Origin of the sequence: Larsenimonas rhizosphaerae, from assembly GCF_023700005.1 — a bacterium.
Taxonomy (GTDB): domain Bacteria; phylum Pseudomonadota; class Gammaproteobacteria; order Pseudomonadales; family Halomonadaceae; genus Larsenimonas; species Larsenimonas rhizosphaerae.
This window is the reverse complement of record NZ_JAMLJK010000001.1, coordinates 1,905,670-1,930,109: the sequence shown is the minus strand read 5'-3', so window position 1 is coordinate 1,930,109 and position 24,440 is coordinate 1,905,670. Positions and strand designations below refer to the sequence as shown.

The following is a 24,440-nucleotide window of genomic DNA, read 5'->3' as shown; positions in this document are numbered from 1 at the left end:
AACGAGATAATGAGTACCATCGAAGAGCGCGTAAAGAAAGTCGTAGCCGAACGGCTGAATGTCAAGGAAGACGAGATCCAGAACAGCTCTTCTTTCACCGAAGATCTTGGCGCGGACTCTCTGGACACCGTAGAACTGGTGATGGCGCTTGAAGAGGAATTTGATACTGAAATTCCCGACGAGGAAGCGGAAAAGATTACCACCGTGCAGGAAGCCATCGATTACATCAACGCTCATCAGTAAGCCGCGTTGAGCGCGTCGCTAGACGCCTGCAGGTGACGAAGCCGTTCTGGTAACAGAACGGCTTCGTCTTTATGTGGGCTTTAACGTGCGTGACAAAGGTCAATGGAATGGCTGTCATCCAGTAAATCGATGAGGGCTGATTATCCCACCAGGCACAATTATCGGTATAATGCGTGGTTTGCTGTCGGCAGTTGTTGCTGCATGACATTTTTTCGCGGCCTGGTCCCGCAATCACTGGGTAGTTTGGAGGAGTAGCAATGTCTCGCAGAAGAGTCGTGGTGACCGGCCTTGGCATGCTGACACCCGTTGGCAACACGGTCGACGAGACATGGGCCAACATCAAGGCCGGCAAGAGTGGTATCGGCCCGATCGAGCATTTTGATGCCACAGGCTTCAATACTCGCTTCAGTGGTCCCATCCGGAATTTTGATGCTGGTGCCTATTTCAATCCCAAGGATGGCCGCAAGATGGACCTGTTCATCCAGTATGGAGTGGCGGCTGCCACGCAGGCCATTCAGGATTCGGGCATCGTGTGCACCGAGGACAACGCAGAGCGTATCGGTGTAGCCATTGGTTCCGGTATCGGCGGTTTGCCGATGATCGAGAATAACCATAACGCCATGCTCAAGGGCGGTGCCCGTCGTATTTCGCCCTTTTTTGTTCCCGGCTCGATCATCAACATGATCGCCGGGAATCTGGCGATCATGCACGGCTTCAAAGGCCCCAATATCGCGATCACGACGGCCTGCACGACAGGTACCCACAACATCGGGTACTCCGCGCGCACCATCGCCTACGGTGATGCTGATGTCATGGTCTGTGGCGGGTCGGAAATGGCATCTACGCCGCTGGGCATCGGGGGCTTCGGCTCGGCGCGAGCCCTGTCCACCCGCAATGATGATCCGCAGGCCGCCAGCCGGCCCTGGGACAGGGATCGTGATGGTTTTGTTCTTTCCGATGGTGCCGGCGTCATGGTGCTGGAAGAATATGAACATGCGCGTGCCCGTGGCGCGACGATCTATGCCGAGTTGACGGGCTTTGGCATGAGTGATGACGCCTATCACATTACTTCACCCAACGGCACCGGGGCCGGCCAGGCCATGCGCAAGGCGCTTCTGGATGCCGGAATCAATGGTGATCAGGTGGATTACATCAATGCTCATGGAACCTCGACTCAGGCAGGCGATGCGGCCGAGAGTCAAGCCATTGAAGCAGTGCTGGGTGATGCAGCATCACGGGTAGCGGTCAGTTCGACCAAGTCCATGATCGGCCATCTACTGGGAGCAGCCGGCTCTGTCGAGGCCATTCTATCGGTACTGGCCATGCGTGATAATGTAGCGCCGCCGACCATTAACCTGGATAACCCGGGTGAGGGCTGCAATCTGGATTATGTGCCCCATACTGCGCGAGAAATGCGCATCGACCATGTGCTGACCAATTCCTTCGGGTTTGGCGGTACGAACGGGTCGCTGGTCTTCAGTCGGGTCTGATGAGCATGGGTGTTGTGGACGGGCCGTCCGGTGTCTCCTTTGGCGACCGTGGACTGGCTTACGGTGACGGGATGTTTGAAACCATCCTGGTACGTGACGGAACGCCCATGCTGTGGAAGTACCATGTCGCTCGCCTGCATGATGGCGGGCGCAGGCTGGGCATTTCACTGCCTTCTGAAAAGGCCCTGCACGACGCGATGGCCGCTGCCTGTAGTCAGGTGCAGGGCGATGCGGTCTTCAAGCTGATCGTGACACGTGGTGAAGGCGGACGAGGCTATCTTCCCCCATCGGTGGCCGAGCCGGCCTGGCAGTGTCGCGCCGTGCCTTTTGACGCGAATACTGCATGCTGGCAAGGCATCACGGCTCGCCTGTGTCATCTTGTGCTGTCGGACCAGCCTGCACTGGCAGGGATCAAGCACCTGAGTCGGCTCGAAAATGTCATGGCACGTCGAGAGTGGACGGACCCGCGAATTGCCGAGGGTCTGCTTCTTGATGCTCGGGGTGAGCTGGTGGAAGGCACCTGCATGAATGTAGCCTGGTGCGAGCAGGGGCAGTGGTTTACGCCCGGCCTTCGCCATAGTGGTGTTGCCGGTACGCTGCGAGCAGCGCTTCTGGATGCCGGCTTTTTGGCCATCAGTGCGATAGATACCGCTGGTCTGAGCCATAGCGATGCGGTTGTGGTTTTCAATTCGGTGCAGGGCGTCTGGCCCCTTGAGCGGCTCATGGGCAGTGATGGGCAGTTGCTTGCCGAGTGGAATGACCTTGCCCTGCATCGTACCTTTCAGCATGACGCCCACCCCTTTCTGGGTTATCCCTCCTTGATACAGTGATGCCGTCCCATGCGATTTCTCAAATGGTGTTTGATTATTCTGGTTCTGGCTGGATTGACCGGTGCCAGTGCCTATGGCTGGTGGCGTTTTGTGCTGTCACAGCCAATAGCCCTTAAAAGCCCGACCGTCTTTGAAGTGACCCGGGGTGAGGGAGCGCGTCAGGTGCTGTCATCGCTTGAGCAGCAGGACATCATCAGTGCCGTCTGGCCGTACAAGGTGCTGGGGCTGCTGGAGCCTGACCGCCTTCGCAGGCTGCGAGCCGGTGAGTTCGAGGTGACGCCGGACATGACGGCCTATCAGTTGCTCGACAGGCTATCAAGCAACGAGGTGGTTACCTATCGCCTGACGATCCCGGAGGGCTGGACCTTTCATCAGATGCGTCAGTTGATCAATGGTGCCGACAAGCTGGATCACTCGACTCGCACTCTGGATGACAACGCTCTGATGGCCGAGCTGGGTCATGAGGGAATGAATCCGGAAGGGCGGTTTTTCCCCTCTACCTACCGGTTCCACAAGGGCACCAGCGATTTACACCTGTATCGTCAGGCATTTGCCCGCATGTCCGATGTGGTCGACAAGGCCTGGGCGGAGCGCGACAAGGATCTGCCACTGACTTCGCCCTATGAAGCCCTGATTCTGGCTTCATTGATTGAAAAGGAAACCGGGGCTCCTGAAGAGCGACGTGAAATTGCTGGTGTGTTCGTGCGCAGACTTGAAAAGGGCATGCGGCTACAGACTGATCCCACGGTCATCTACGGGCTTGGAAAATCCTATAACGGGGATATTACCCGCGCGGATCTGAAGGGCATCACAGCATATAACACTTACGTCATCGACGGGCTACCGCCTACGCCGATCGCGCTGCCCGGCAAGGCGGCCATCGATGCAGCAGTACATCCGCTGCCTGGATCATCGCTTTACTTTGTCGCAAAGGGCGGCGGCCGGCATCAGTTTTCCGATACGCTGGCTGAGCACAATCGGGCAGTACGACGTTATCAACTTGGTCAGGGCCAATAGTCATGAGCGCAGCACACGGTGGTTTCATTACGCTTGAAGGCTCTGAAGGGGTCGGCAAGACCACCAACATGACCTTTGTCTGTGATTACCTGGCGGCACAGGGGCTGGAAGTGGTCAGAACCCGGGAGCCGGGAGGAACACCCCGGGCAGAGTCGATTCGTGCGTTGTTGCTTGATCCGTCGAGCGATGAGCCGCTGGATGACTGTGCCGAGCTGCTTCTGGTATTTGCCGCCAGGGCGCAGCATCTGAGCCAGGTTGTCCGTCCGGCCATGGCTCGGGGAGCCATTGTGGTCTGTGATCGTTTCACGGATGCGACTTACGCCTACCAGGGGGCTGCACGGGGAATGCCGAGCGCCTGGATTGATCAACTTCGTGGCCTGGTGCATCCGGCCCTGACGCCGGACATCACGTTCCTGCTTGATATGCCGGTTGCTGACGCCGCGAACCGGGTCGCTGCACGAGGCGGACAGACAGACCGCTTCGAGCAGGAGCGGGCGGCCTTTTTCGAGCAGGTTCGTCAGGGGTATCTGTCTCTTGCTGCACAGGAGCCTGGCCGCGTCAAGGTGATTGATGCGGCCAGGTCTCTCAAGGCCATCGAGCAGGACATCATGACCCATCTTGATCGACTGATACCGTCATGGACGTAAGCCCCTACCCCTGGCAGCAGCCGCTTTTTGATCATTTTGCCGACGTGCTCGGTGACGGGCGTCTACCTCATGCCATCCTGCTGACCGGCCCCGAGGGGCTGGGAAAATCACAGCTGGTAAATGCACTGTCAGCGCGGCTTTTATGCCGGCGTGCTCAGGGGCATGCCGTGGCCTGCGGGGCGTGCCACGATTGCCGTATGCTGCTGGCAGGGCATCACCCGGATGTATTGCGGGTTCATCCTGCCGATAAGGGCAAAATGATCCGGGTAGATGCCGTTCGGGACATCAGTGCCTTTGTATCCCAGACCGCCCAGCAGGGCGGTTATCGCGTCATTGATCTTTCCCCCGCCGAGCGCATGAATACGGCGGCCGCCAATGCGCTGTTGAAAAGTCTGGAAGAGCCTGGGGCGCGCACGGTATTTCTGCTCTCTGCTGACATTGTGTCACGGGTGATGCCGACGATCCGCAGTCGCTGCCAGCAGTGGAAGCTGCCCCTGCCCGAACGACAGCAGGGGCTTGAGTGGCTGACTCGGCATGGAGATATGGATGCAGAGGAGGCGCTGTTCTGGTGGGATGTGGCTGGTGGTGTGCCCCTTCAGGCCAGAATGCTGGCCGAACCGGAGCAGCGCCGATTGCGGCAGCAGCTTCAGGACAGCTTTGATGCCCTGATCCGAGGCGGAGACCCGGTAGCCGAGGCAGCCCGTCTTGACAAGGGGGCCCTGGGGTTGATTCTTCATTATGGGATTACCTGGCTTGAAGATCTGATTCGGCTGGGCACCTCGGGCGACGAAGCCGGGGTACGCAATCGGGATTTGATGCCGTTATATCGTCAGGCGATCAAGAATGGTCGCGTCAGAGACTGGTTCAAACTGCTGGACTACGCTCGCGAACAGCGTCGCCTGGTCGCTCGGGGCGCCAACCCCAATCCTCAGCTTGTGTATGAAGCCTGGCTGATTCGGTGGGCGGCGCTGCTGAGAAGCTGATGGCATCGTGACCACCGGATCATCAAGGAGTTTACCGTGAGCGCTCACAAGGCCCTGTCATTAACCTTTGATAGCCTGGATACCCTGCTGTCTGCCTATATGCCGTTTCTGGAGCGGGGTGGCCTGTTCGTGCCCACCAGGGACCGCTTTGAACTCGGCCAGCGTGTTTTTCTGTTGATTGTCCTTCCGGATACGGATAACCGTGTGCCGGTCTCCGGTACCGTAGCCTGGGTATCGCCGCCCGGAATGAGTGGCCGGCGCTTGCCCGGGATCGGCGTTCACCTGGATGCTTCCGAGCAGGGGCTGTGCAGTACGATCGAGCAGATGCTGGGTGACAGGCTCAACACGACTCACACCAGTTTCACGCTATAGCGCAATGTGCATCATGTCGGACGCGCCCGGGCCTGCGAGACGGCCTGCTGACCTGCTAGAATAGGGGCCTTGTTGAACAGCTAAAGGCCCGACTAATGACCCCTCAGGCGAACCCGATCACTCTGGTCGACTCCCATTGCCACCTCGATAAGCTGGATCTGACGCCCTATAACGGTGAGCTGGCCGGTGCGCTGGACGCCGCCAGGGACGCCGGTGTTCGACAGTTTCTGGCCATCGCCACGGATATTACCGATGCGCCGGCGATCGTCGAGATCAGTCGGGCTCATTCGGACGTGGTCTATGCCATTGGCGTGCACCCCCTGCGCACCCGTGATGAAGAAGCAAGCCTTGAGGCGCTCCGCGAGGCCGTGGATACCTTTGAGCCGGTTGCCGTCGGTGAAATCGGACTGGATTACATGGCGCCTGAAGGAAAGGCCCCTGGAGTACCGGTCGACGTTCAGCGTGAGCGCTTTGAACGCCATCTGGCCGTGGCACGTGAGGCGGAGCTGCCGGTAATCATTCATACGCGCGGTGCAAAGGAAGATACGCTGACGCTTTTGGAGAAGTATGTTGATCCGGCGGTGGGCGGCGTACTTCACTGCTTTACGGACGACCTTGATATGGCGCGGCGCGCCATACGGCTCGGATTTTATATTTCCCTGTCCGGCATCGTGACCTTCAATCAGGCCGATAACGTGCGGGAGCTGGCTCGGCAGCTGCCGCTGGATCGTCTGTTGATCGAAACCGACAGCCCCTATCTGGCTCCCGTTCCTCACCGAGGCACATCCAACGAGCCTCGGCACGTTGTCGAAGTAGCCCGGATGATCGCCGAGGTGCGAGGCATCAGCATGGATGAAGTGGCGATGCAGACTTCCGCCAACTTTTATCACCTGTTCCGACATGCAGTGCCGCAGATGCCGGAAGACGTACAGTCCCGCCTTGGCCACATCAATCACACCATGAGCGCTTGAACAACGAGGCAGGGCTATCAACATGCTGGAACGAATTATTGCGCACCTGGATGGCCAGCCGGCAGCGGCCATTCCGCCCCTGATGGACTGGAATCCTCCGTTGACCGGTGACATGCCCCTGATCATCGATCACGACGGCCAGTGGTATCACGATGGCACGCTGATGACGCGGGAACCCCTGCGCCGGCTGCTGGCCACCCTGATGCGCCGCGAGAGTGATGGTGAGTTCTATCTCGTTACGCCGGTGGAAAAGTTGCGTATTCAGGTTGAAGACACTCCGTTTTATATCATGGATGCCACCTGTCGGGATGAGGGGTGGGAAGTGACCACTGATGTGGGTGATCGCTTCGTGCTGGATGACTCATATTGTTTGATGCTGGACGATTCCGACCGACCGCCCACGATGCCGGTACGGTTTGGCCTGACGGCCAGAGTGCACCGCAATGTCTTTTATCGCTGGGTCGACGACGCCATCTTCCGGGAGACCGACAGCCTGACCGAGTGTGGCGTCATGAGTCAGGGCATCTGGCAGTGTCTCGGGCGGATGGTTGACGGCACGTCATGACAGATCATTCGCCTGCGCCTGAGCTGACCGCCGAGCAGCAGCGCGTTATCAACCATGGTGACGGTCATGCACGCGTCACGGCCGTTGCCGGGGCAGGCAAGACCTCCACGATGGTCGCCCGGGTTGATGCGCTGTTGAATGACGGCGTTCCGCCCGAACGATTGCTGATTCTGATGTTCAACCGACAGGCCCGCGATGATTTTGCGGCCAAGCTGGCCGCCCGACGCGGTCAGGCAAGCCGGCTGCCGCAGGTGCGGACCTTTCATTCCATTGGCCATCGCCTGACCCAGAGCCTGACTCGCTGGGGAGTGCTCGACCCGCGTCAGTTGCTTCAGGCGGACTGGCAGCGCGAGCGATTGCTCAAGCAGGCCGTCGGTGAGGCTATCGGTGATGATCGCGCCACCCTAGAATGGGCACTCGAGCCGGAACGGCTGGAGGAATTCGGCCAGTTCTGTGCGCTTGTCAAGGCAGAGCTGTTAAGCCCGTCTTCGTTGTTTGAACGTGATGGCTACAGCCGTGACAGCCGCTATTACATCGAGGCCTTTGACTACCTGCAGCAGCGCATGGCCGATCAGGGGCTCATGACCTATGACGACCTGCTGTATCGACCGCTGATGGCGCTGGAGGCGGACCCGGCGCTGGCTGCCCGGGTGCAGGGATTCATGGACCATATCATTATCGATGAATATCAGGACATCAATGAAGTCCAGCTACGGCTGCTCGCCAGTCTGGCCGGATCAAGGGCCCAGGTAATGGCTGTCGGGGATGCGGACCAGTGCATTTATGCCTGGCGCGGTGCGCGGCCGGACGCCATGCTGGACGGGTTTGCCCGGGTGTTTGGTGACAGCACGCCTTATGCCCTCTCCCGGACCTTTCGCCATGGCCACCGCCTCGCGCTGCTGGCCAACCATGCCATTCGTGCCAACGAGCGGGCTGATCGCCCCTTGTGCCTGGCGGCAGAGGGCACCCCGACAACCACGCTGGCCGTAGCCGGATCGCTGGATGCGATCATTGCCTCGCTGGGCAGAAGTGCAGCCTTCGAGCAGTGTGCGATTCTGGTGCGTCACTGGTCACTCAGTGTGCCTGTACAGCTTCAGCTGTTGCGGGCCGGTATTCCCTTCCAACTGGGGCGTCAGGAGCGATTCGTGTTTCGTCTGCCGCTGGTGCAGGCTCTGGCGGGATATATCGAGCTGGCGAGCGAGCCCTCGCTGCTGGCTGACCCGGCACATGTTGAATTGCTGTTTTCCCAGCCGACCCCCTTCGTGGCGCGAGAGCGACTGACCATGCTGTGTGAGGCTCTGGCCCGACGAGGTGAGTGGTTTGCGCGAAACGATGCCCAGCTGAGTGGGCTATCGCGCGGGCAGCAGCGCACGCTCAAGAAACGCTGGGAGCTGCTGGTGGAGCTTGCCCGGGTGGCGGGGCGCTGGACACCGGCGACGGTACTGACGCATGTCATTGATACACTGGATGCACATAAACTGCTGAAGCGCGCTGCGGCTCGCCCTGACAAGGGCGAGGAAGATGTGCGGCTACTGGAGGTACTGGTGGAGCAGGCTCAGGCCATGGCGGATGATCCGGCCGGCTTTGTCGCCATGCTCAAGGCACCGGTAGAAGATCAGCCCGGCGGAGTGATCATTTCCACCGTGCATGGGGCCAAGGGACTCGAGTGGGACCAGGTATTTGTGTATGGCCTCAACGAAGAGGACTTCCCCTTTTATCATCGCGAAAGCCCGTTGACGCCAGCGCGTCTTGAAGAAGAGCGTCGGCTTTATTACGTGGCAGTCACGCGGGCACGAGCGTCATTGATGCTGGTTCATGATGGTGTCGGTCATCGCCCGAGCCGGTTCATTGCAGAAAGTGCCTGGCAGGAGTGTGACCGAATCGGGGGATTGATGGCGCCTGATGCCGTGGTGCCTGATGAGCTTCCGGTCGAGGAGCCGGCTCTGGTAAGGCGCTATCTGGCTGTTTGTGGCATGGAAAAGCCTCATGTGGCACCCCATCCATCCACGGCCGACGGTAACCGGACAGTTTCCCTGCGCAATGATACTGACTGGCCCCCCGGACAGCGGGTGGATCATCGCATTTTCGGAACCGGGACCATTCAGCACGTGAGTGGGGAAGGGGAGCGCCGTGTATTGACGGTTCAGTTCGATACGGCAGGGACACGAAAACTGATCGCGGCGCAGGCGCCTCTGTCCCTCCTGTCGCCCTGAAACAGGGCATTGCTGCTCCGCCTGTAACGCCGTCAGGCGGGGCAGCATGCTCTGGGCCTCACATGTTGGGGTAGTTCGGACCTCCGCCACCTTCGGGCGCCACCCAGGTAATATTCTGGGCGGGATCCTTGATATCACAGGTCTTGCAGTGCACGCAGTTCTGGAAGTTGATTTGAAACCGTGGTGCGTCTTCGCTGTCTTCCACGACCTCATACACACCTGCCGGGCAGTAGCGGACCGCGGGTTCGGCGTACTCGGGCATATTGACCTGTATGGGAATGCTCGGGTCAGTCAGCTTGAGATGGCAGGGCTGGTCTTCATCGTGATTGGTGTTGGATAGATACACCGATGATGTCCTGTCGAAGGACAGGATGCCGTCCGGTTTCGGGTAGTCGATGGGTTCGCATCGCACCTGACGTTGCAGTCTGGCGTAATCCGGCGTGCGGTCATGCAGGGTAGGCAGCCTGCCATTGAGAGCCTGGTCCAGTGTATTGAATGCACCGCCCAGAACGGTACCCAGCCGGTGGATGGCCGGGCCGAAGTTGCGCGCTGTGTAAAGCTCTTCATGAAGCCAGCTTTGTTCAACGCGGGTCTTGTAACCTTCCAGTGTCCTGCCGCCGCTGTCTCCCTTGCTGAGCGCGTCGAAAACACTTTCGGCGGCCAGCATGCCGGACTTCATGGCGGTATGCAGCCCCTTGATCTTGGCAAAGTTCAGCGTGCCGGCGTCACAACCGATCAGCAGGCCGCCTGGAAAGGCCATGTCCGGCAGGCAGTTATACCCGCCCTTGGTGACTGCACGAGCCCCATAGGCGACACGTGTGCCGCCCCTGAGGTGCTTGCTGATGACAGGGTGGTGTTTCAGGCGCTGCATTTCGTCGAACGGGGATACCCAGGGGTTTTCGTAGTCAAGATCGACAAAGAATCCCACCATGACCTGTTGATTATCGCCATGGTAAAGAAACCCGCCCCCATGGGCATGACCTTCGGTAGGCCAGCCAGTGGTGTGAATTACTCGGCCCGGCTGGTGGTGCTCGGCCGGAATGTCCCACAGCTCCTTGATGCCAAGGGCATAATGCTGCGGATCCTTGCCGGCATCCAGTGCATAGCGGGATATCACCTGCTTGCCCAGATGGCCACGGGCCCCTTCGGCAAACAGGGTGTATTTCCCTCTAATGCCCATGCCCGGCATATAGGTCTCTCTGGGCTCGCCGGCCTGGTTCACTCCCATGTCGCCAGTCAGCACTCCCTGAACTTCGCCGTTTTCGCCCAGCAGAAGCTCCTGAGCGGCAAAGCCTGGAAAAATATCCACTCCCAGCGATTCGGCCTGTTCTGCAAGCCAGCGGCACAGGTTGCCTGCACTGATCACATAGTTGCCATCATTGAGCATGGTGCGTGGCACCGCTATATGGGGGAGGCGAGTGGCGTCCTGTTCATCCCTCAGCAGAAAGATGTCGTCGCTACTGACCGGGATGGTCAGCGGTGCCTGGCGGGCTTCCCAGTCAGGAAACAGCTCATCCAGCGCCCGAGGCTCGAATACAGCTCCGGAGAGAATATGAGCGCCTGTTTCGGCCCCCTTTTCCAGCACACAGACCGACAGCTCCGTCCCGGCTTCACTGGCCTGTTGCATCAGGCGACAGGCGGCCGATAACCCTGCTGCTCCGGCACCAATGATGACAACATCAAACTCCATGTATTCGCGTTCGGCGTCCAACAGGTGATCTCCTTGCCATGTGCGCTCTTGTCGGCATGGCATGTCTTTTATAATGAGGCACCTGCCCCCATTCGGTGTAAACGGCCTGTTAACCGGTGCCATGTTACACTTCAGGGCCATGACAATGGCGAACAGGCACAGCAGGCGTGCTCAAATAAGGTAAGTTGGTGTCATTGTGGCATTTTTTCTGATCGGGCGGGAGTGGCGGCGCGGCCCTGATGGCCGTTGCAAGGCCCTTTCCCGTCAGATGACAGTCGCCGATATCGGCTCGATGCGGCGTAATTTATTCGAGTTTTTCCCTCACGCTGGAACTGCTTTTCTTATAAGGCATTTCGGCCTACTTGAAAGAACGAGGACATCATGAAAGTACTCGTCGCGGTGAAACGCGTCATCGATTACAACGTCAAGGTGCGGGTCAAGCCCGATCATTCCGATGTGGATTTGACCAACGTCAAAATGGCGATGAACCCGTTTTGCGAAATTGCGGTGGAAGAAGCCATTCAGCTCAAGGAGCGTGGCGTAGCTTCCGAGGTTGTCGCAGTCACCATCGGCCCGAAAGCCGCTCAGGAGCAGTTGCGCACTGCCCTGGCGCTGGGCGCGGATCGTGCCATTCATCTGGAAACCGATGAGCGGGTCGAATCGCTGGCAGTGGCACGGCTGTTGAAATCGGTTATCGACGAAGAGCAGCCGGAACTTGTGCTTCTTGGCAAACAGGCCATCGATTCCGATAACAACCAGACCGGGCAGATGCTTGCCGCGCTGATGGACTGGCCGCAGGCTACCTTTGCTTCCAGAGTCCTCATCGAAGATGGCAAGGCCACGGTAACCCGGGAAATCGATGGCGGCCTGCAGACCATTGCGCTCGATCTTCCGGCGATCATTACGTCTGACCTGCGCCTGAACGAGCCTCGTTATGCCAAGCTGCCTGACATCATGAAAGCGAAGAAAAAACCGCTGGATGTTCGTTCCGTTGCAGATTCAGGGGTGGATATTGCACCGCGTACACGGCTTCTTCGGGTCGAAATGCCTGCGGAGCGCCAGGCCGGTGAGCGTGTCGAAAGCGTTGATGCGCTGCTTGATAAACTGAAAAACGAAGCAAAGGTGATTTGATGGCAACCCTGATTTTCGCAGAACACCTTGGAGGCGAGCTGGACCCGGCCACTGCGCGTGTAGTGGCGGCCGCGAAACGGCTGGGTGGTGACATCGATATTGTCCTGCTGGGGCAGAACATGACCAATGCCGCTGCGCAGGCCGCCGCGCTTGAGGGTGTATCACGCGTGCGTGTGGCAGACAATGAAGCCTTTGCCCATCCGCTGGCGGAAAATACGGCGCAGGTACTGGCGGGACTGTCGGATGAGTACAGTCACATCCTGGCTGCGGCCTCGACCAGCGGCAAGAACATCCTGCCGCGGCTGGCCGCGCTCAAGAACGTCGAGCCCCTGTCGGACGTCATCGATATCGAGTCCGAGGATACCTTCAAGCGGCCGATTTATGCCGGCAGCGCGATTGCCACCGTACAAAGCCTGGATGCTCTCAAGGTGCTGAGTATTCGTACGACAGCCTTTGATCCGGTGGGTGAGCAGTCTGCTGCGGCTATCGACACGCTGGCAGTGGTTGAAGTGGCCCGCGGCGTGCGATTCGTCGATGAAGTCCGCCCGGAAGGTGAGCGTCCGGAACTTGCAGGCGCCCGCGTTGTGGTTTCCGGGGGCCGAGGCATGGGTAATGGCGACAACTTCCGGTTGATCGAAGCCGTGGCCGACAAGCTTGGTGCTGCCATCGGCGCGTCACGTGCGGCCGTGGATGCCGGGTTTGTTCCCAACGACATGCAGGTCGGTCAGACCGGCAAGGTCGTGGCACCGGAGCTTTATATCGCCGTTGGTATTTCCGGGTCGATTCAGCATCTGGCCGGTATGAAGGATTCCCGCGTTATCGTGGCGATCAACAGCGACGATGAAGCGCCGATCTTCAACGTGGCAGATTATGGCCTGGTCGGTGACCTGTTTACCGTCCTGCCGGAGCTTGCCGAGAAGCTTTGAATAAGCTTCAGTGTTGAAAAAGGCATGCCCCCTGGGGCATGCCTTTTTTTTGCCTGCGTGGCCGAGATGACATTAATTATCGTGGTAATTGATAATTGTTATTGTTTGTATTAGCGTATCGACTGCTTGCAGGGAGCATCACGCGTACATCGTGATGCACGCCAGAATTTTTGATGACCATGAGTCGGGAGACGCACGTGAAGGGTCGTGTATTCAACGGGCAGATGCTTGCCCTGGTCGGCGCGCTGGGTCTTGCCACGCTGTCGATGCCTGCCGTGGGGGCACCGACCACATTGCGTGATGCGACATCGGCCCATCAGGCCGAGCAGCAGCGTCTGCAGCACGCGATCGATACCGCAGATGACAGCACTCGCGCCCTTTTGGTATCGCTTCGGGATGCCGAGCAGTCCATTCATCGTCTGGACAGCTACAACGCCTCGCTCGAGGCACAGGTTGAAGACCAGTCTCGACGTATTGCACGCCAGAAGGCCGAGTTGGCCCAGGCGGGGGATATCAGGGAGGCTCTTCCCGGGGAACTTGCCTCACTCACTCACAGGCTGCGTGCGATGGTCGCGGCAGACCTTCCCTTTCGCCACGACGAGCGTCTGGCACGCCTCGACAGCCTGGATAGCATGCTGGGCAGTGCATCAATGTCGGACGGCCAGAAACTCAAGCGCATCCTGAGTGTATGGCGCTCCGAGATCGATTACGGCAGTACGCTGGACAGCTGGCGTGGCAAGCTTGACGGTGCAGACAAGACCGAGCGTCAGGTGCAGTTTGTTCGTCTTGGGCGCGTCGGCTACTACTACCTGAGTCTGGATGGGGATGAGGGCGGTGTCTGGCAGGGCAAGGGCTGGCAGCCGCTGGACCATGAAGCCCTGTCCAGTCTGCGTCATGCCGTGCGCATGGCCCATGACCAGCAGGCACCCGAACTTCTGACGCTGCCCCTGTCGTTGCCGGTGTCTGCATCGACGGCCTCTACCGATACATCGTCTTCCGGAGGTGGTGCATGACGCGCCCAGGCTGGATGCTGCTGGCAGGCAGCGTACTCATGAGTATCAGTGTGGCGGCAACGGCCGCACCGAGTTCACTGGATGAGGCCATTACCCGCTTCAATCAACAGGCCGATGAGGCCGAGTCGCGGGACCAGGCGCGGCTGGATGCGCTGGTCGCCGACCGATCGAAACTGACGACGGCGCTTGAAAAGGCAAGGGCGGCTCGTGATCAGGCCAAAACGCGACAGACCGAGCTTGAGCGCCGCTTTGACAGCCAGCAGAAAACACTTGATGAGTTGCGTGATGAGCGAGCTGAAAAGGGGGCAGGCGTCAGTGAGGTCGCTCACACGCTGTCCGGCCAGATTGACAAGCTGGCAGGCTCGCTCAAGGGCAGCTGGGTAGTGGCACTCTATCCCTCACTGGTGCCTTCTCGTCCCGGCGACGATGCCCTGCCGAGCGCTGAAACCTTCCAGACCCTGGGTCAGCAACTGTCAGGGCTGATGGCTCGTACCGGTCAGGTCAGCCTGGCACCGCGGCCGGTCGCCGGGCCGGACGGCACCGTATCGGCGCAGCCGGTCATGCAGCTTGGCAACATCATGAGCTTCACGGCCGGGCACCTGCTGAGCCCACCTCAGTCAGGACAGCCGCTGATAGTCGCGCCTCGAACCCCGTCCGATGTGGCTGATCGACTGACCGCCTTCATTGATAAGCGTCAGGGCGCTGTCCCGGTGGATGCCTCCGGCGGTGACATCGTCAAGGCGCTGGCAGATCAGCCCGGGCTGATGGAGCGGCTGAAGCAGGGCGGTATCGTGGGATATATCACGCTGGCGCTGGGTGCCGTGGGGTTGCTGGTGGCGCTGGTGCAGTGGCTTTATCTACAGCGAATCAGTCTGGGCGTGCGGCGTCAGATCAAACAGCTCGACCAGCCGAAGGATGATAATCCACTGGGTCGAGTGCTGGCCCGCTTCAAGGGCGTTCATGCCGGCAGTGAGCCCGAGGCTCTGGAGGCGAGGCTGGATGAGCTGTTGCTGGCCGAGCAGCCGGTCATCGAACGAGGCCAGTCTCTGGTCAAATTGATTGCCGCCATCGCGCCCTTGATGGGGCTGCTGGGCACCGTGACGGGCATGATTGGCACCTTTCAGTCGATTACCGTGTTCGGCAGCAGTGATCCGAAACTGATGGCCGGCGGTATTTCCCAGGCACTTATCACCACGGTGATCGGTCTGGTGGTGGCGATTCCGGTGCTGTTTGCTCACACGGGCCTTACCTCGCGCAGTCGCAAGGTGCTGAATGTGCTGGAAGGGCAGGCCAGTGCCCATCTGGCCGAACGGCTTGAACGTCCTGCCGACCGAAATGCGACCGGGGGCGCTCATGTCCCCTCTGCTTGACCCGATTGCACGGTTGAGTGATGCCGGTGGCCCGGTGCTGGTATTGATCATGCTCGTGGCCATGTTGTTGTTTGCACTGGCGCTGGAGCGCTGGATCTACTGGCGTCTGGGGTATCGACGTGACCGCAGGGCTCTTCTGACACGCTGGCAGGCACGTCAGGACCACGTCAGCTGGAGTGCCCGTACACTGCGAACCTGCTGGAGCGACGAGTTGCTTGGCACCCTGCGTGGCAGTCTGCCCTGGCTCAAGGTGCTGGTGGCGCTGTGCCCGCTGCTCGGGCTGCTGGGCACGGTCACCGGCATGATTCAGGTCTTTGATACCTTGTCCCTGTCCGGGACCGGTCAGTCACGTGCGATGTCCGATGGCGTTGCGCGTGCCACCTTGCCGACGCTTGCCGGCATGGCCGTTGCGGTAGTGGGTCTGCTGTTTGCCGGCCATTTTGAACATATTGTCCGGCGTGAAGGCCAGCGGCTGCATGACCGCATGGCACGAGCCATCGAGGAGCGAGTAGATGCGTAGACGTCGTCGGCAGCTGCAGGAAGATACCACCGCCGGGGTCGACCTGACTCCGATGCTGGATGTGGTGTTCATCATGCTGATCTTCTTCATTGTGACCACAAGCTTTGTGAAGGAAAGCGGGGTAGATATCGAGCGACCTGAAGCCAGCGGGGCGACGGCGCAACCCAGTGCGCAGGTCATGGTGGCCATTACATCCGAGGGTGCGCTGTGGCTTGACGGTGAAACCATCAGCCCCGATCAGGTCGGCTCGGCGGTGGCTCAGGCCGTGAAGCGCAGTGGTGGTGGCGTCGTCGTACAGGCCGACCGGCGCTCTCGGACCGGCTTGCTGGTTGAAACCATGGATGCCATCCGTCAGGCCGGAGTCGATGATATCGCCGTTGCCGCAACCCGGAGTGGTTCATGATGGCAGGGCGTCGACTCGGTGCGCTGATCGGAGGGGCCGTTCTGGCGTTGTGCCTGTTCTATTTGCTGGCCCTGCTGGTGGCGCCGCCGGAATCTCTCAGTGAGCCGCCACCGCGTCTTTCGGTATCAATGGTAGAGGCACCGCAGGATCAAAAGGCCAGGGGAGACGCTCAGTCTTCGCGAGCGCAGCAACGGCCTGCGCCACCGCCCGCGGCGCCGCCACGTCCGGAAGCCCGGCCGGCACCGGCGCCGGATGTACAAAGTAGCGTATCGGTACCACCGACCCCGACGCCCCCGGTATCGCCCAAGGTGTCGCCTTCCAGAACAGCTGCGCCGTCGCTGAGTGTGGCAAAGGCGCCGCCCACGCCCAGCCCGTCACCTGCGCCTGCCCAGGATCCGTCACCTTCATCGGCGCCTGCCGCGGCAGCGGGCGGGCAGAAAAGTGACAGTACTGCCATGCAAAGCGGTGCCGCCGAGCCCACGCGCAAGGTGCTGCCGGATTACCCCCGCCGTGCACGGCTGCGAGGTACGGAAGGATATGTCGAACTGCAGTATGTGATCCTGCGCAGCGGGCGGGTTGATCGCGCATCCATCAAGGTGCTGGAGTCTCGACCGGGATCCACCTTTGACGATGCGGCGCTTGAGGCGGTGGCGCAGTGGCAGTATCCAAGGCGGCCACAGCCGATGCGTACCCGCCAGCGCATTGAATTCAAGTTGCGAGGTTGATCCGATGAAGGTGTTGCGCGTTGCATTGCTGCTGGTGGCCGGACTTGTCTGTGTCGGGCCGGTACTGGCAGACGGGCCGGCCCTGCCGGAGGCGACGGTGACCCGAATCCAGTCGCTTGAGGGCACGCTGGACCGCCATCCGGCGCGTGTCATTGAGCAGGCACGTCGAGCCCTCGGTGAGTTATCCTCCAGTCGTCAGGATCAATGGGTACAGGCGCTTTACTGGCAATTGATGGCCAGAGCCTTTGCTGCTCAGGGCAAGGCAGAGGAGGCGGCAGAGTATTTCAACCGGGCTCGCAACAATGACGTCGCGCCGATCGCACTGCGCAGGAACTGGCTGCGTGAGGCTGCACGCTGGACGCTTGCGGCCGGTGACACGGCGCGTGGTCGTGCCCTGTTCGAACGTTGGGCCGGTCAGAGTACGCCCTCCGCTCAGGATCTCTGGACCCTGGTTGAGCTGGCGGTACAGGCCAGAGACTGGTCTGGCGCTTCGCACTGGCTATCACGTGCGATGCAGGCCGGTATTGCAATGACGTCAGAACGTAGTGCACTTGCGCAGGCGATTTATCAGCACAGTAGCGATGCGGGCAATGCCCAGCGGCTGGTTCAGCGTGATATTGATCGCGCGCCTGATGACCCTATGGTATGGAAGCGTGGTGTGGCGCTTTACCAGCAGATGAATCAACCCGGCAGGGCTGCAGCCCTTTGGGAAGCCGGCTGGCGTCGGGGAGTGCTGAGCGGGGCCGATGCGCTGGAAACGCGGATCAGGTTGCACCTGGCGGGCGGGACGCCGGCACGCGCTGCCGAATATCTTCAGCAGGCTCTGAAGGAGGGCATCCTGCCCTCCGATGAGGCTCACTTGCGTCAGCTGGCGGATGCCTGGACAGCGGCCAGGGCCAGACATCAGGCGCTCACTGCCTGGCAGTCACTCTCCGAGCATACCCGGGCTCCAGCGGACTGGTCACAGATGGGCGAGCTGGCGTATCAGTGGGGGCAGTGGGACCTGGTCGTTACGGCCATGACCCGTGCACGTGCAGCCGGGCTTGAGCATGCGGGACGCAGCTGGTTATTGCAGGCCGTGGCCGAGTCTACAGCGGGCCGCCAGCAGCAGGCACTGGCCGCGCTTGATAAAGCCGTCAGCGCGGGTGACGGGGAAATCAGGCAGCAGGCGCTTGCCTGGAGAAAGGCACTGACGCCGTCTAAAAGCGGTGCCGGCAGTGCCTGACGTGGCTTACAGTGTCAGGTCCGTCCAGACCGGTGCGTGGTCAGAGGGTTTTTCCAGTGCCCGGCCCGCATAGTCAATGCCTGACGCGGTGACCCTGGTTTTCAGTGCCTCGCTGACCATGATCAAATCGATTCGAAGGCCCCGTTTCGGGTCTCGGTCGAACCCCTTCGAGCGATAATCAAACCAGCTGAAGTAGTCGGTGCTGTGTGGATGGCATAGGCGATAGCTGTCACTGAGGCCCAGTGCATACAGTCGGTCCATCCACGCCCGTTCCTCGGGCTGAAAGCTGGTCTTTCCTTCTCGCAGCCAGCGTTTTCGATTGGCTTCACCGATACCGATGTCCAGATCCTGCGGGGAGATGTTGTAATCGCCCATCACTATCACCCTGTCGTTTGGCTGGTGGTAGTGTTCCAGCAGGGCAAACAACTGGGAATAATAGCGCCGCTTGTGCGGAAACTTCTTCGGGTGATCCAGACTTTCGCCCTGGGGGAAATAGCCGTTCCAGATGGTAACCGGCCCATCCTCGGCAGACAGCGTAACGCCGATCATGCGGCGCTGATCATCACTTTCATGAGCACCGATGTCGGGTTTGATCGTGTCCGGGAAGCCATAGTGGACCTCCAGGGCCGGCTCGCGCGTCAGTAGCGCCACACCGTAATGGCCCTTCTGGCCGAAGTAGTAGACATGGTAACCCAGCGCCTCGATATGCTCTCGCGGAAACTCGCTGTCCTGCACCTTTGTTTCCTGTAGACCGATAACGTCCGGGTCCAGAGTATTCTTCAGGTGCTCGAGCTGATGCGGCCGGGCGCGTACGCCATTGATATTGAAGGAAACAACACGCATGGTCAGTGGCTTTCCTCGCTCGATGGCGTGTTGCCATGCAGAGGCAGGGTAAAGCCCTCGCGCTGCATCCGTTCCTGCTTGTTGACGGCCTGCGCCTTGCGCTGGCGAGCCTTTTTCTGAACATACCGCCGTGAGGAGGTGACTTCGTCCGGATTGTCGTGGCGCCACTGGCGGTAATCCTTGCGGCGGCCGGTTCGAATGGTCACCTTGTCCGCCAGCGAGCGGGTCTTTTTCTGTCGTGTCATGGCACTCTCACTAAACAAAGGGGGTGTAAAATGCAGTCGCCGCCATCTTACCAACTGACGCTCCCGACTGCTGCAGTAAAGTGTGGATCAGACCGGCCGGCAGGAGGAAGCGGTGAACGCGCGAGCCTGATACAATAATGCCCTTTCAGGGACTGTTTGTCCGATATTCGGTCCTGGTGAGACGCGCTCCGACCCACTGATTCCCGGCATCAGCCTGTGACAGGCAGGGGGAATGAAGGGCCTGGCGCCTTCTGCACCGGGTATTTTCAATCAACGAAGTGATGACTATTTATGAGCGAGTCGGAAAAGACCTCTCAGCCGACCCAGAATGAGTCGCGCCAGCCCAAGCGCAGACGCCGGAACAATCGTTCACGCCGTGGCAACGGTGCACGTCAGCAGCAGTGGGACCTGTCAAATTTCAAGGTTCCTGCTGTCGCGGGCAAGTGGCGGTTTCATGACTTTGACCTGCCGATTCCCCTGATGCGGGCGATCCACGAGCAGGGGTTTGAATACTGCACACCGATTCAGTTCGAGTCCTTGCAGAAAACGCTGCTGGGCGGTGATATCGTCGGCAAGGCGCAGACAGGTACCGGCAAGACGGCTGCCTTTCTGATCTCTGTGCTTGCCTATTTTCTGGAAGAAGAGCTGCCTGATGGCCAGAAAAACGGCGCGCCGCGAGCACTGATCATTGCGCCGACCCGCGAACTCGCCCTTCAGATCGAGAAGGATGCCAAGGCACTGATGCGCTTTACGCGCCTGAAAGTGGCCTGTGCGGTCGGCGGGATGGATTATCAGAAACAGAAAAATGCGCTGTCACGTCCACTGGATGTACTGGTCGCCACGCCGGGCCGTCTGCTTGATTTTCATCAGAAACGGGATCTTGATCTGTCTCAGGTAGAGGTTCTGGTGCTGGATGAAGCCGATCGCATGCTGTCCATGGGGTTCATCCCGGACGTGAAGCGCATTATCCGCGCGACGCCCAAAAAGGAAGATCGCCAGACATTCCTTTATTCGGCCACGTTTACGCAGGACATCATGAATCTGGCCACGCAGTGGACGCATGAAGCCTCCTACGTCGAGATCGCGGTGGATACCCAGACGGCCAACAATATCGAGCAGCGGGTCTATCTGGTCAGCGACAGTGAAAAACTGACGCTGTTGACCAATCTTGTGCGCGAGGAACAGGTCACCAAGGCCATTGTCTTTGCCAATCGACGTGACCATGTGCGCAAGCTCGATAGTCAGTTGCGTGCCGCCGGTGTCAAGGTCGCCATGCTGTCCGGTGATGTGCCGCAGCGTCAGCGTATCAAGACGCTCGAAGACCTGCGCTCCGGCGAAGTGGACATTCTGGTGGCCACGGATGTTGCGGGCCGGGGGATTCACATCGATGACGTCAGCCACGTGATCAATTATACGCTGCCGGAAGACCCGGAAGATTATGTTCACCGTATCGGGCGTACCGGCCGTGCCGGGGCCACGGGTGTTTCCATCAGCTTTGTCGGCGAGGAAGACGGGTTTGCCATGCCGGAAATCGAAGCCTACATCAATGACAAGCTGCCTTGTGTGCAGCCGCCGGAGCACCTGTGCAAGCCGATCGAAAAGTAAGCCGGCACCATGCTTGATGATGCACTGAAGGCTGAAATTCAGGGCGCCTACCGCAAGGTGGTGGAGGCGCTTGATCTGACGCCTCGCTACGGTCAGCGGCTGATGATGGCGGAAATCGCCCGAACCCTGGGAGATATCGAACAGGATGCTGACGGGCGTCGGGTAGGCAACGAGCACGTATGTGTGCTTGAGGCCGGGACGGGGACCGGCAAGACGCTGGCCTATCTCCTGGCAGCCCTGCCGGTGGCGCGGGCGCGGGGCAAGCGCCTTGTCATCTCGACGGCGACCATCGCGCTGCAGGAGCAGGTGCTTCATCAGGACCTGCCGATGCTTAAAAGGCACAGCGGCCTGAGTTTTGATTATGCTCTGGCCAAGGGGCGTGGCCGCTATATCTGCCTGACTCGGCTTGAACAGATTCTGGATGGCCACGAGGGCGGCCAGGCCAGCATGGCGCTGTTTGAACAGTGGGCTGACCCCGACAAGGATGTCAGCGATCTGGCGGCATCGCTGGCGGAGGCGCTGGGCAGTGGCGAATGGGCCGGCGACCGCGACAGCTGGCCGGATACCATTGACCCGGTGCACTGGCAGCAGCTGACGATGGACCACCGCCAGTGCACCAATCGCCGCTGTCCTCATTTCAGTGCCTGCCCGTTTTTCAAGGCAAGGCGTCGTCAGGAAGAAGTGGATGTGATTGTGACCAATCATGACCTTCTGCTGGCGGACCTTTCACTGGGCGGTGGCCTGGTGCTTCCGGCCCCGAAGGACAGCATTTACGTGCTTGATGAAGGGCATCACCTGCCGGAAAAGGCACTGGAGCACTTTTATCATCGCTCACCGGTCAACGGCACGCTTCGCTGGCTGGGGCAGTTCAGGAAGTCTTTACCGGAAGCCCTGACCGCGCTGGGGCATCAGACAACGCTGGCTCGCCTGCTGGAATCCCTGCCCGAGGCCCTTAACATGGCCGAAAGCGGCATCGGTGAGGCCGTGCAGGTGTCCCGTCAGCTGGCAGACTTTGATGAGCGTGCCACGGCGCAGTCCCAGGGCAATACGCGCCATTTCCGTTTTCCGCGTGGAGAAGTGCCTGTCGAGCTTCGCGATCAGGCCGCGCGGCTGGTTATACCGTTTGCCACCCTGTCGCGGGCGCTGGAAACAGTGACTGATATGCTGCGTGAAAGCCTGGACCCGGACAAGGCCACCGGGATCGAGCGGGAGCAGGCTGAAAGCTGGCTGCCGATGATGGCGCTGATTCATGGCCGTGCGCTGGACTGTCACGCCCTGTGGAAGGCCTTTTCCGAGCAGGATGATCCGCAGAAGCCACCACGGGCCCGCTGGCTGACCCAGTCAATCCAGAACATGGATGAAGGAGAGCTGATTTTTTCGGCAAGTCCTGTCAGCGCCGCGGATACTCTGGCGCGCCATCTGTGGGGCGCCTGCTTCGGTGCTGTCATTACCTCGGCGACCCTGACGGCGCTGGGACGGTTTGATCGGATTCAGGAGCGTGCCGGGCTGGCCAATCGCTACCGGTATCAAAGCCTGCCGAGCGCACTGGATTATTCCAGAGGGGTGCTGGCCGTGCCGAAGGAGGCAGTTGATCCTGCTCAGAAAGAGGCCCATGACCAGGCCATCGTGAGTTTTCTGTCGCGTCAGTCTGATACCGAAGCTCTGCTGGTGCTGTTTTCCTCACGAGCACAACTTAAAAGTGTCACTGATGCGTTGCCTGACTCTGTTGGTGAGCGGGTACTTTCACAGACCCGGCTTCCCAAGCGTGAGCTGCTGGAGCGCCATCGCAAGGCGGTGGATGCCGGTCAGGGCAGCATGATCTTTGGTCTGGCAAGCTTTGCCGAAGGCATTGATCTTCCCGGTAAGTACCTGACGCATGTGGTGATCACCCGCTTGCCCTTTTCGGTGCCGGATGATCCGGTCGGGGCGACGCTGGCGGAATGGATCGAGTCACAGGGAGGGAATCCGTTCATGCGGATTTCGGTGCCGGATGCCTCGATCAAGCTGATTCAGGCCTGTGGTCGGCTGATTCGCAAGGAAGGGGATGAGGGCACCATTACGCTACTGGACCGGCGTGTGCTGACCCGGCGTTATGGTCAGGCACTGCTGGACTCGCTGCCGCCGTTTCGGCGCGACATCGCCTGACTGATTCATTCCGCTGTCATGAAAAAGCCACCTTGCGGTGGCTTTTTTTATACCCGGCACATACCCGAGTTCGTGATTCAACGGGCGCGCCCGGGCAGTGTGTCCCGAAGCTTGTCGGCCATATCGGTCAGGGTTCGTTCGGTGGTCTCCCAGTCGATGCAGGCATCCGTAATGGAGACGCCGTACTTGAGCTCCTTGAGGTCGGCCGGGATCTTCTGACTTCCCCATTCGATGTGGGATTCGACCATCAGGCCAATGATGGAGGTATTGCCTTCCTGAATCTGCTGCGTGACATTATCAAGCACCAGTGGCTGAAGGTCCGGGTCCTTGTTGGAGTTGGCATGCGAGCAGTCAACCATGATGTTGGGCTTGAGGCCGTTTTTCTCTAGCTCACGCTCGGCCAGTGCCACGCTGACACTATCGTAATTGGGCTTGCCATTGCCGCCGCGCAGGACGATGTGGCCGTACTGGTTGCCGCGGGTGCGGGTAATGGCGACCTGGCCTGCCTTGTTGATGCCGAGGAAGTTGTGCGGGCTCGCCACGGACTGCAGGGCATTGATGGCCACGCCCAGACTGCCGTCGGTACCGTTTTTGAAACCGACCGGTCCGGACAGGCCCGAGGCCATTTCGCGGTGGGTCTGCGATTCCGTGGTGCGAGCGCCGATGGCTGACCAGCTGATGCAGTCCTGCATGTACTGGGGCGAAATCGGGTCCAGTGCTTCAGTGGCCAGTGGCAGGCCCAGCTCTGTCAGGTCGACCAGCAGCTGACGAGCCAGTTTGAGTCCGTGTTCGATATCAAAGGAGTCATCAATGTGTGGATCATTGATGAGGCCTTTCCAGCCGGTAGTAGTGCGCGGCTTCTCGAAGTAGACCCGCATGACCAGATACAGGGTATCGCCGACCTTGTCGGCCAGGGCTCTGAGGCGCTGCGCATAGTCCTTTGCGGATGCGATGTCATGAATGGAACAGGGGCCGATCACGACCATCAGCCGGTGATCCGTGCCATCCAGAATACGCTGAATGGTATTGCGTCCGTCGATCACGACCCGCTCGGCGGCTTCACTGAGCGGTATATCGCGCGTCAGTGTTTCCGGGGCAGTAAGAACGTCCTGAGACAGAATGTTGAGGTTATTGACCTGCTGTTCAGACATTGTGCAATGACACCTGCTTTATCCGTGGTAGAAATGCGCCTGCCTCGCGCGATGAAGGCATCTTACCATGCCATGATCGGTGGGAAAGGAGAACGATGCGTACGAAATTCAGGGTGT

At 59.9% G+C, this 24,440-nt stretch carries 24 protein-coding genes; 20 read left to right on the top strand and 4 right to left on the bottom strand.

From position 1 onward, the window contains the following. The first annotated feature begins 9 nt into the window (after positions 1–9). The 10 genes from acpP (at position 10) to NAT21_RS08780 (ending at position 9,331) form a co-directional block, all read left to right on the top strand. Positions 10–243: an acyl carrier protein gene (gene acpP, locus NAT21_RS08825; RefSeq protein WP_250937436.1), complete on the top strand. Its 234-nt coding sequence runs from the start codon at positions 10–12 to the stop codon at positions 241–243. A 257-nt stretch (positions 244–500) separates the two neighbouring features. Continuing rightward, the gene (gene fabF, locus NAT21_RS08820) at positions 501–1,733 is read left to right on the top strand and encodes a beta-ketoacyl-ACP synthase II (RefSeq protein ID WP_250937433.1); all 1,233 of its coding nucleotides are present in this window, start codon (positions 501–503) and stop codon (positions 1,731–1,733) included. A 5-nt stretch (positions 1,734–1,738) separates the two neighbouring features. Next, entirely contained in the window at positions 1,739–2,563 is an 825-nt protein-coding gene (gene pabC / locus NAT21_RS08815; protein ID WP_250937431.1) for an aminodeoxychorismate lyase, read from the top strand. A 9-nt stretch (positions 2,564–2,572) separates the two neighbouring features. After that, positions 2,573–3,580, top strand: a complete 1,008-nt coding sequence (gene mltG / locus NAT21_RS08810; protein WP_250937428.1) for an endolytic transglycosylase MltG — start codon at positions 2,573–2,575, stop codon at positions 3,578–3,580. Between the two features lie 2 nt (positions 3,581–3,582). Continuing rightward, positions 3,583–4,227, top strand: coding sequence for a dTMP kinase (gene tmk, locus NAT21_RS08805; protein ID WP_250937426.1), 645 nt, complete (start codon positions 3,583–3,585; stop codon positions 4,225–4,227). Beyond that, positions 4,218–5,210, top strand: coding sequence for a DNA polymerase III subunit delta' (locus NAT21_RS08800; RefSeq protein WP_250937423.1), 993 nt, complete (start codon positions 4,218–4,220; stop codon positions 5,208–5,210). Before tmk ends, NAT21_RS08800 begins: the two co-directional genes overlap by 10 nt. A gap of 36 nt (positions 5,211–5,246) precedes the next feature. Further along, entirely contained in the window at positions 5,247–5,582 is a 336-nt protein-coding gene (locus NAT21_RS08795) for a PilZ domain-containing protein (protein ID WP_250937421.1), read from the top strand. 95 nt (positions 5,583–5,677) lie between these two features. Then, complete coding sequence (locus tag NAT21_RS08790) at positions 5,678–6,553, top strand: TatD family hydrolase (RefSeq protein ID WP_250937418.1); 876 nt, start codon at positions 5,678–5,680, stop codon at positions 6,551–6,553. 22 nt (positions 6,554–6,575) lie between these two features. Further along, the gene (locus tag NAT21_RS08785; protein WP_250937416.1) at positions 6,576–7,118 is read left to right on the top strand and encodes a DUF1285 domain-containing protein; all 543 of its coding nucleotides are present in this window, start codon (positions 6,576–6,578) and stop codon (positions 7,116–7,118) included. Then, on the top strand, positions 7,115–9,331 hold the full coding sequence (locus tag NAT21_RS08780) for an ATP-dependent helicase (protein ID WP_250937414.1): 2,217 nt from the start codon (positions 7,115–7,117) through the stop codon (positions 9,329–9,331). The genes NAT21_RS08785 and NAT21_RS08780 overlap by 4 nt, the downstream gene beginning before the upstream one ends. Before the next feature lie 58 nt (positions 9,332–9,389). Here NAT21_RS08780 and NAT21_RS08775 read toward each other — a convergent pair whose 3' ends face one another. Next, a complete protein-coding gene (locus NAT21_RS08775) occupies positions 9,390–11,045 on the bottom strand; it encodes an electron transfer flavoprotein-ubiquinone oxidoreductase (protein WP_250938045.1) in 1,656 nt (551 codons plus the stop codon). A gap of 357 nt (positions 11,046–11,402) precedes the next feature. On the opposite strand from NAT21_RS08775, the gene NAT21_RS08770 reads away from it, so the two are divergent. The 8 genes from NAT21_RS08770 to NAT21_RS08735 all read left to right on the top strand — a co-directional run bounded on the left by NAT21_RS08770 (position 11,403) and on the right by NAT21_RS08735 (position 18,334). Then, positions 11,403–12,152: an electron transfer flavoprotein subunit beta/FixA family protein gene (locus NAT21_RS08770; protein ID WP_250937412.1), complete on the top strand. Its 750-nt coding sequence runs from the start codon at positions 11,403–11,405 to the stop codon at positions 12,150–12,152. Then, entirely contained in the window at positions 12,152–13,078 is a 927-nt protein-coding gene (locus tag NAT21_RS08765) for an electron transfer flavoprotein subunit alpha/FixB family protein (RefSeq protein WP_250937410.1), read from the top strand. The genes NAT21_RS08770 and NAT21_RS08765 overlap by 1 nt, the downstream gene beginning before the upstream one ends. Positions 13,079–13,275: 197 nt before the next feature. Then, entirely contained in the window at positions 13,276–14,091 is an 816-nt protein-coding gene (locus tag NAT21_RS08760; RefSeq protein WP_250937408.1) for a DUF3450 domain-containing protein, read from the top strand. Next, the gene (locus NAT21_RS08755; protein WP_250937406.1) at positions 14,088–15,461 is read left to right on the top strand and encodes a MotA/TolQ/ExbB proton channel family protein; all 1,374 of its coding nucleotides are present in this window, start codon (positions 14,088–14,090) and stop codon (positions 15,459–15,461) included. Before NAT21_RS08760 ends, NAT21_RS08755 begins: the two co-directional genes overlap by 4 nt. Beyond that, positions 15,445–15,981, top strand: coding sequence for a MotA/TolQ/ExbB proton channel family protein (locus NAT21_RS08750; RefSeq protein ID WP_250937404.1), 537 nt, complete (start codon positions 15,445–15,447; stop codon positions 15,979–15,981). Before NAT21_RS08755 ends, NAT21_RS08750 begins: the two co-directional genes overlap by 17 nt. Beyond that, positions 15,974–16,384, top strand: coding sequence for an ExbD/TolR family protein (locus NAT21_RS08745; protein ID WP_250937402.1), 411 nt, complete (start codon positions 15,974–15,976; stop codon positions 16,382–16,384). Before NAT21_RS08750 ends, NAT21_RS08745 begins: the two co-directional genes overlap by 8 nt. Then, positions 16,381–17,109, top strand: a complete 729-nt coding sequence (locus NAT21_RS08740; RefSeq protein WP_250937400.1) for an energy transducer TonB — start codon at positions 16,381–16,383, stop codon at positions 17,107–17,109. The genes NAT21_RS08745 and NAT21_RS08740 overlap by 4 nt, the downstream gene beginning before the upstream one ends. 4 nt (positions 17,110–17,113) lie before the next feature. Then, positions 17,114–18,334, top strand: a complete 1,221-nt coding sequence (locus tag NAT21_RS08735) for a tetratricopeptide repeat protein (protein WP_250937398.1) — start codon at positions 17,114–17,116, stop codon at positions 18,332–18,334. 6 nt (positions 18,335–18,340) lie between these two features. Here NAT21_RS08735 and xthA read toward each other — a convergent pair whose 3' ends face one another. Both xthA and NAT21_RS08725 read right to left on the bottom strand, forming a co-directional pair. Then, positions 18,341–19,177, bottom strand: a complete 837-nt coding sequence (gene xthA, locus NAT21_RS08730; protein ID WP_250937396.1) for an exodeoxyribonuclease III — start codon at positions 19,175–19,177, stop codon at positions 18,341–18,343. 2 nt (positions 19,178–19,179) lie between these two features. After that, a complete protein-coding gene (locus NAT21_RS08725; RefSeq protein WP_250937387.1) occupies positions 19,180–19,422 on the bottom strand; it encodes a hypothetical protein in 243 nt (80 codons plus the stop codon). A 291-nt stretch (positions 19,423–19,713) separates the two neighbouring features. Here NAT21_RS08725 and NAT21_RS08720 point away from each other — a divergent pair, with 291 nt between their 5' ends. Then, positions 19,714–21,027, top strand: a complete 1,314-nt coding sequence (locus NAT21_RS08720; RefSeq protein WP_250937385.1) for a DEAD/DEAH box helicase — start codon at positions 19,714–19,716, stop codon at positions 21,025–21,027. 9 nt (positions 21,028–21,036) lie between these two features. Next, positions 21,037–23,172: an ATP-dependent DNA helicase DinG gene (gene dinG / locus NAT21_RS08715; protein ID WP_250937383.1), complete on the top strand. Its 2,136-nt coding sequence runs from the start codon at positions 21,037–21,039 to the stop codon at positions 23,170–23,172. A 77-nt stretch (positions 23,173–23,249) separates the two neighbouring features. Here the strand turns inward: dinG and NAT21_RS08710 are convergent, their stop codons facing one another. After that, positions 23,250–24,323, bottom strand: coding sequence for a 3-deoxy-7-phosphoheptulonate synthase (locus NAT21_RS08710; RefSeq protein ID WP_250937381.1), 1,074 nt, complete (start codon positions 24,321–24,323; stop codon positions 23,250–23,252). Positions 24,324–24,440 lie beyond the last annotated feature (117 nt).

Coding starts and splice junctions, on each gene's coding strand:
- NAT21_RS08735 (WP_250937398.1), top strand. CDS start 17,114: ATGAAGGTGTTGCGCGTTGCATTGCTGCTGGTGGCCGGACTTGTCTGT.
- xthA (WP_250937396.1), bottom strand. CDS start 19,177: ATGCGTGTTGTTTCCTTCAATATCAATGGCGTACGCGCCCGGCCGCAT.
- NAT21_RS08800 (WP_250937423.1), top strand. CDS start 4,218: ATGGACGTAAGCCCCTACCCCTGGCAGCAGCCGCTTTTTGATCATTTT.
- tmk (WP_250937426.1), top strand. CDS start 3,583: ATGAGCGCAGCACACGGTGGTTTCATTACGCTTGAAGGCTCTGAAGGG.
- NAT21_RS08710 (WP_250937381.1), bottom strand. CDS start 24,323: ATGTCTGAACAGCAGGTCAATAACCTCAACATTCTGTCTCAGGACGTT.
- mltG (WP_250937428.1), top strand. CDS start 2,573: ATGCGATTTCTCAAATGGTGTTTGATTATTCTGGTTCTGGCTGGATTG.
- NAT21_RS08755 (WP_250937406.1), top strand. CDS start 14,088: ATGACGCGCCCAGGCTGGATGCTGCTGGCAGGCAGCGTACTCATGAGT.
- NAT21_RS08785 (WP_250937416.1), top strand. CDS start 6,576: ATGCTGGAACGAATTATTGCGCACCTGGATGGCCAGCCGGCAGCGGCC.
- pabC (WP_250937431.1), top strand. CDS start 1,739: ATGGGTGTTGTGGACGGGCCGTCCGGTGTCTCCTTTGGCGACCGTGGA.
- NAT21_RS08740 (WP_250937400.1), top strand. CDS start 16,381: ATGATGGCAGGGCGTCGACTCGGTGCGCTGATCGGAGGGGCCGTTCTG.
- NAT21_RS08745 (WP_250937402.1), top strand. CDS start 15,974: ATGCGTAGACGTCGTCGGCAGCTGCAGGAAGATACCACCGCCGGGGTC.
- NAT21_RS08780 (WP_250937414.1), top strand. CDS start 7,115: ATGACAGATCATTCGCCTGCGCCTGAGCTGACCGCCGAGCAGCAGCGC.
- NAT21_RS08790 (WP_250937418.1), top strand. CDS start 5,678: ATGACCCCTCAGGCGAACCCGATCACTCTGGTCGACTCCCATTGCCAC.
- NAT21_RS08770 (WP_250937412.1), top strand. CDS start 11,403: ATGAAAGTACTCGTCGCGGTGAAACGCGTCATCGATTACAACGTCAAG.
- acpP (WP_250937436.1), top strand. CDS start 10: ATGAGTACCATCGAAGAGCGCGTAAAGAAAGTCGTAGCCGAACGGCTG.
- NAT21_RS08725 (WP_250937387.1), bottom strand. CDS start 19,422: ATGACACGACAGAAAAAGACCCGCTCGCTGGCGGACAAGGTGACCATT.
- dinG (WP_250937383.1), top strand. CDS start 21,037: ATGCTTGATGATGCACTGAAGGCTGAAATTCAGGGCGCCTACCGCAAG.
- fabF (WP_250937433.1), top strand. CDS start 501: ATGTCTCGCAGAAGAGTCGTGGTGACCGGCCTTGGCATGCTGACACCC.
- NAT21_RS08750 (WP_250937404.1), top strand. CDS start 15,445: ATGTCCCCTCTGCTTGACCCGATTGCACGGTTGAGTGATGCCGGTGGC.
- NAT21_RS08765 (WP_250937410.1), top strand. CDS start 12,152: ATGGCAACCCTGATTTTCGCAGAACACCTTGGAGGCGAGCTGGACCCG.
- NAT21_RS08720 (WP_250937385.1), top strand. CDS start 19,714: ATGAGCGAGTCGGAAAAGACCTCTCAGCCGACCCAGAATGAGTCGCGC.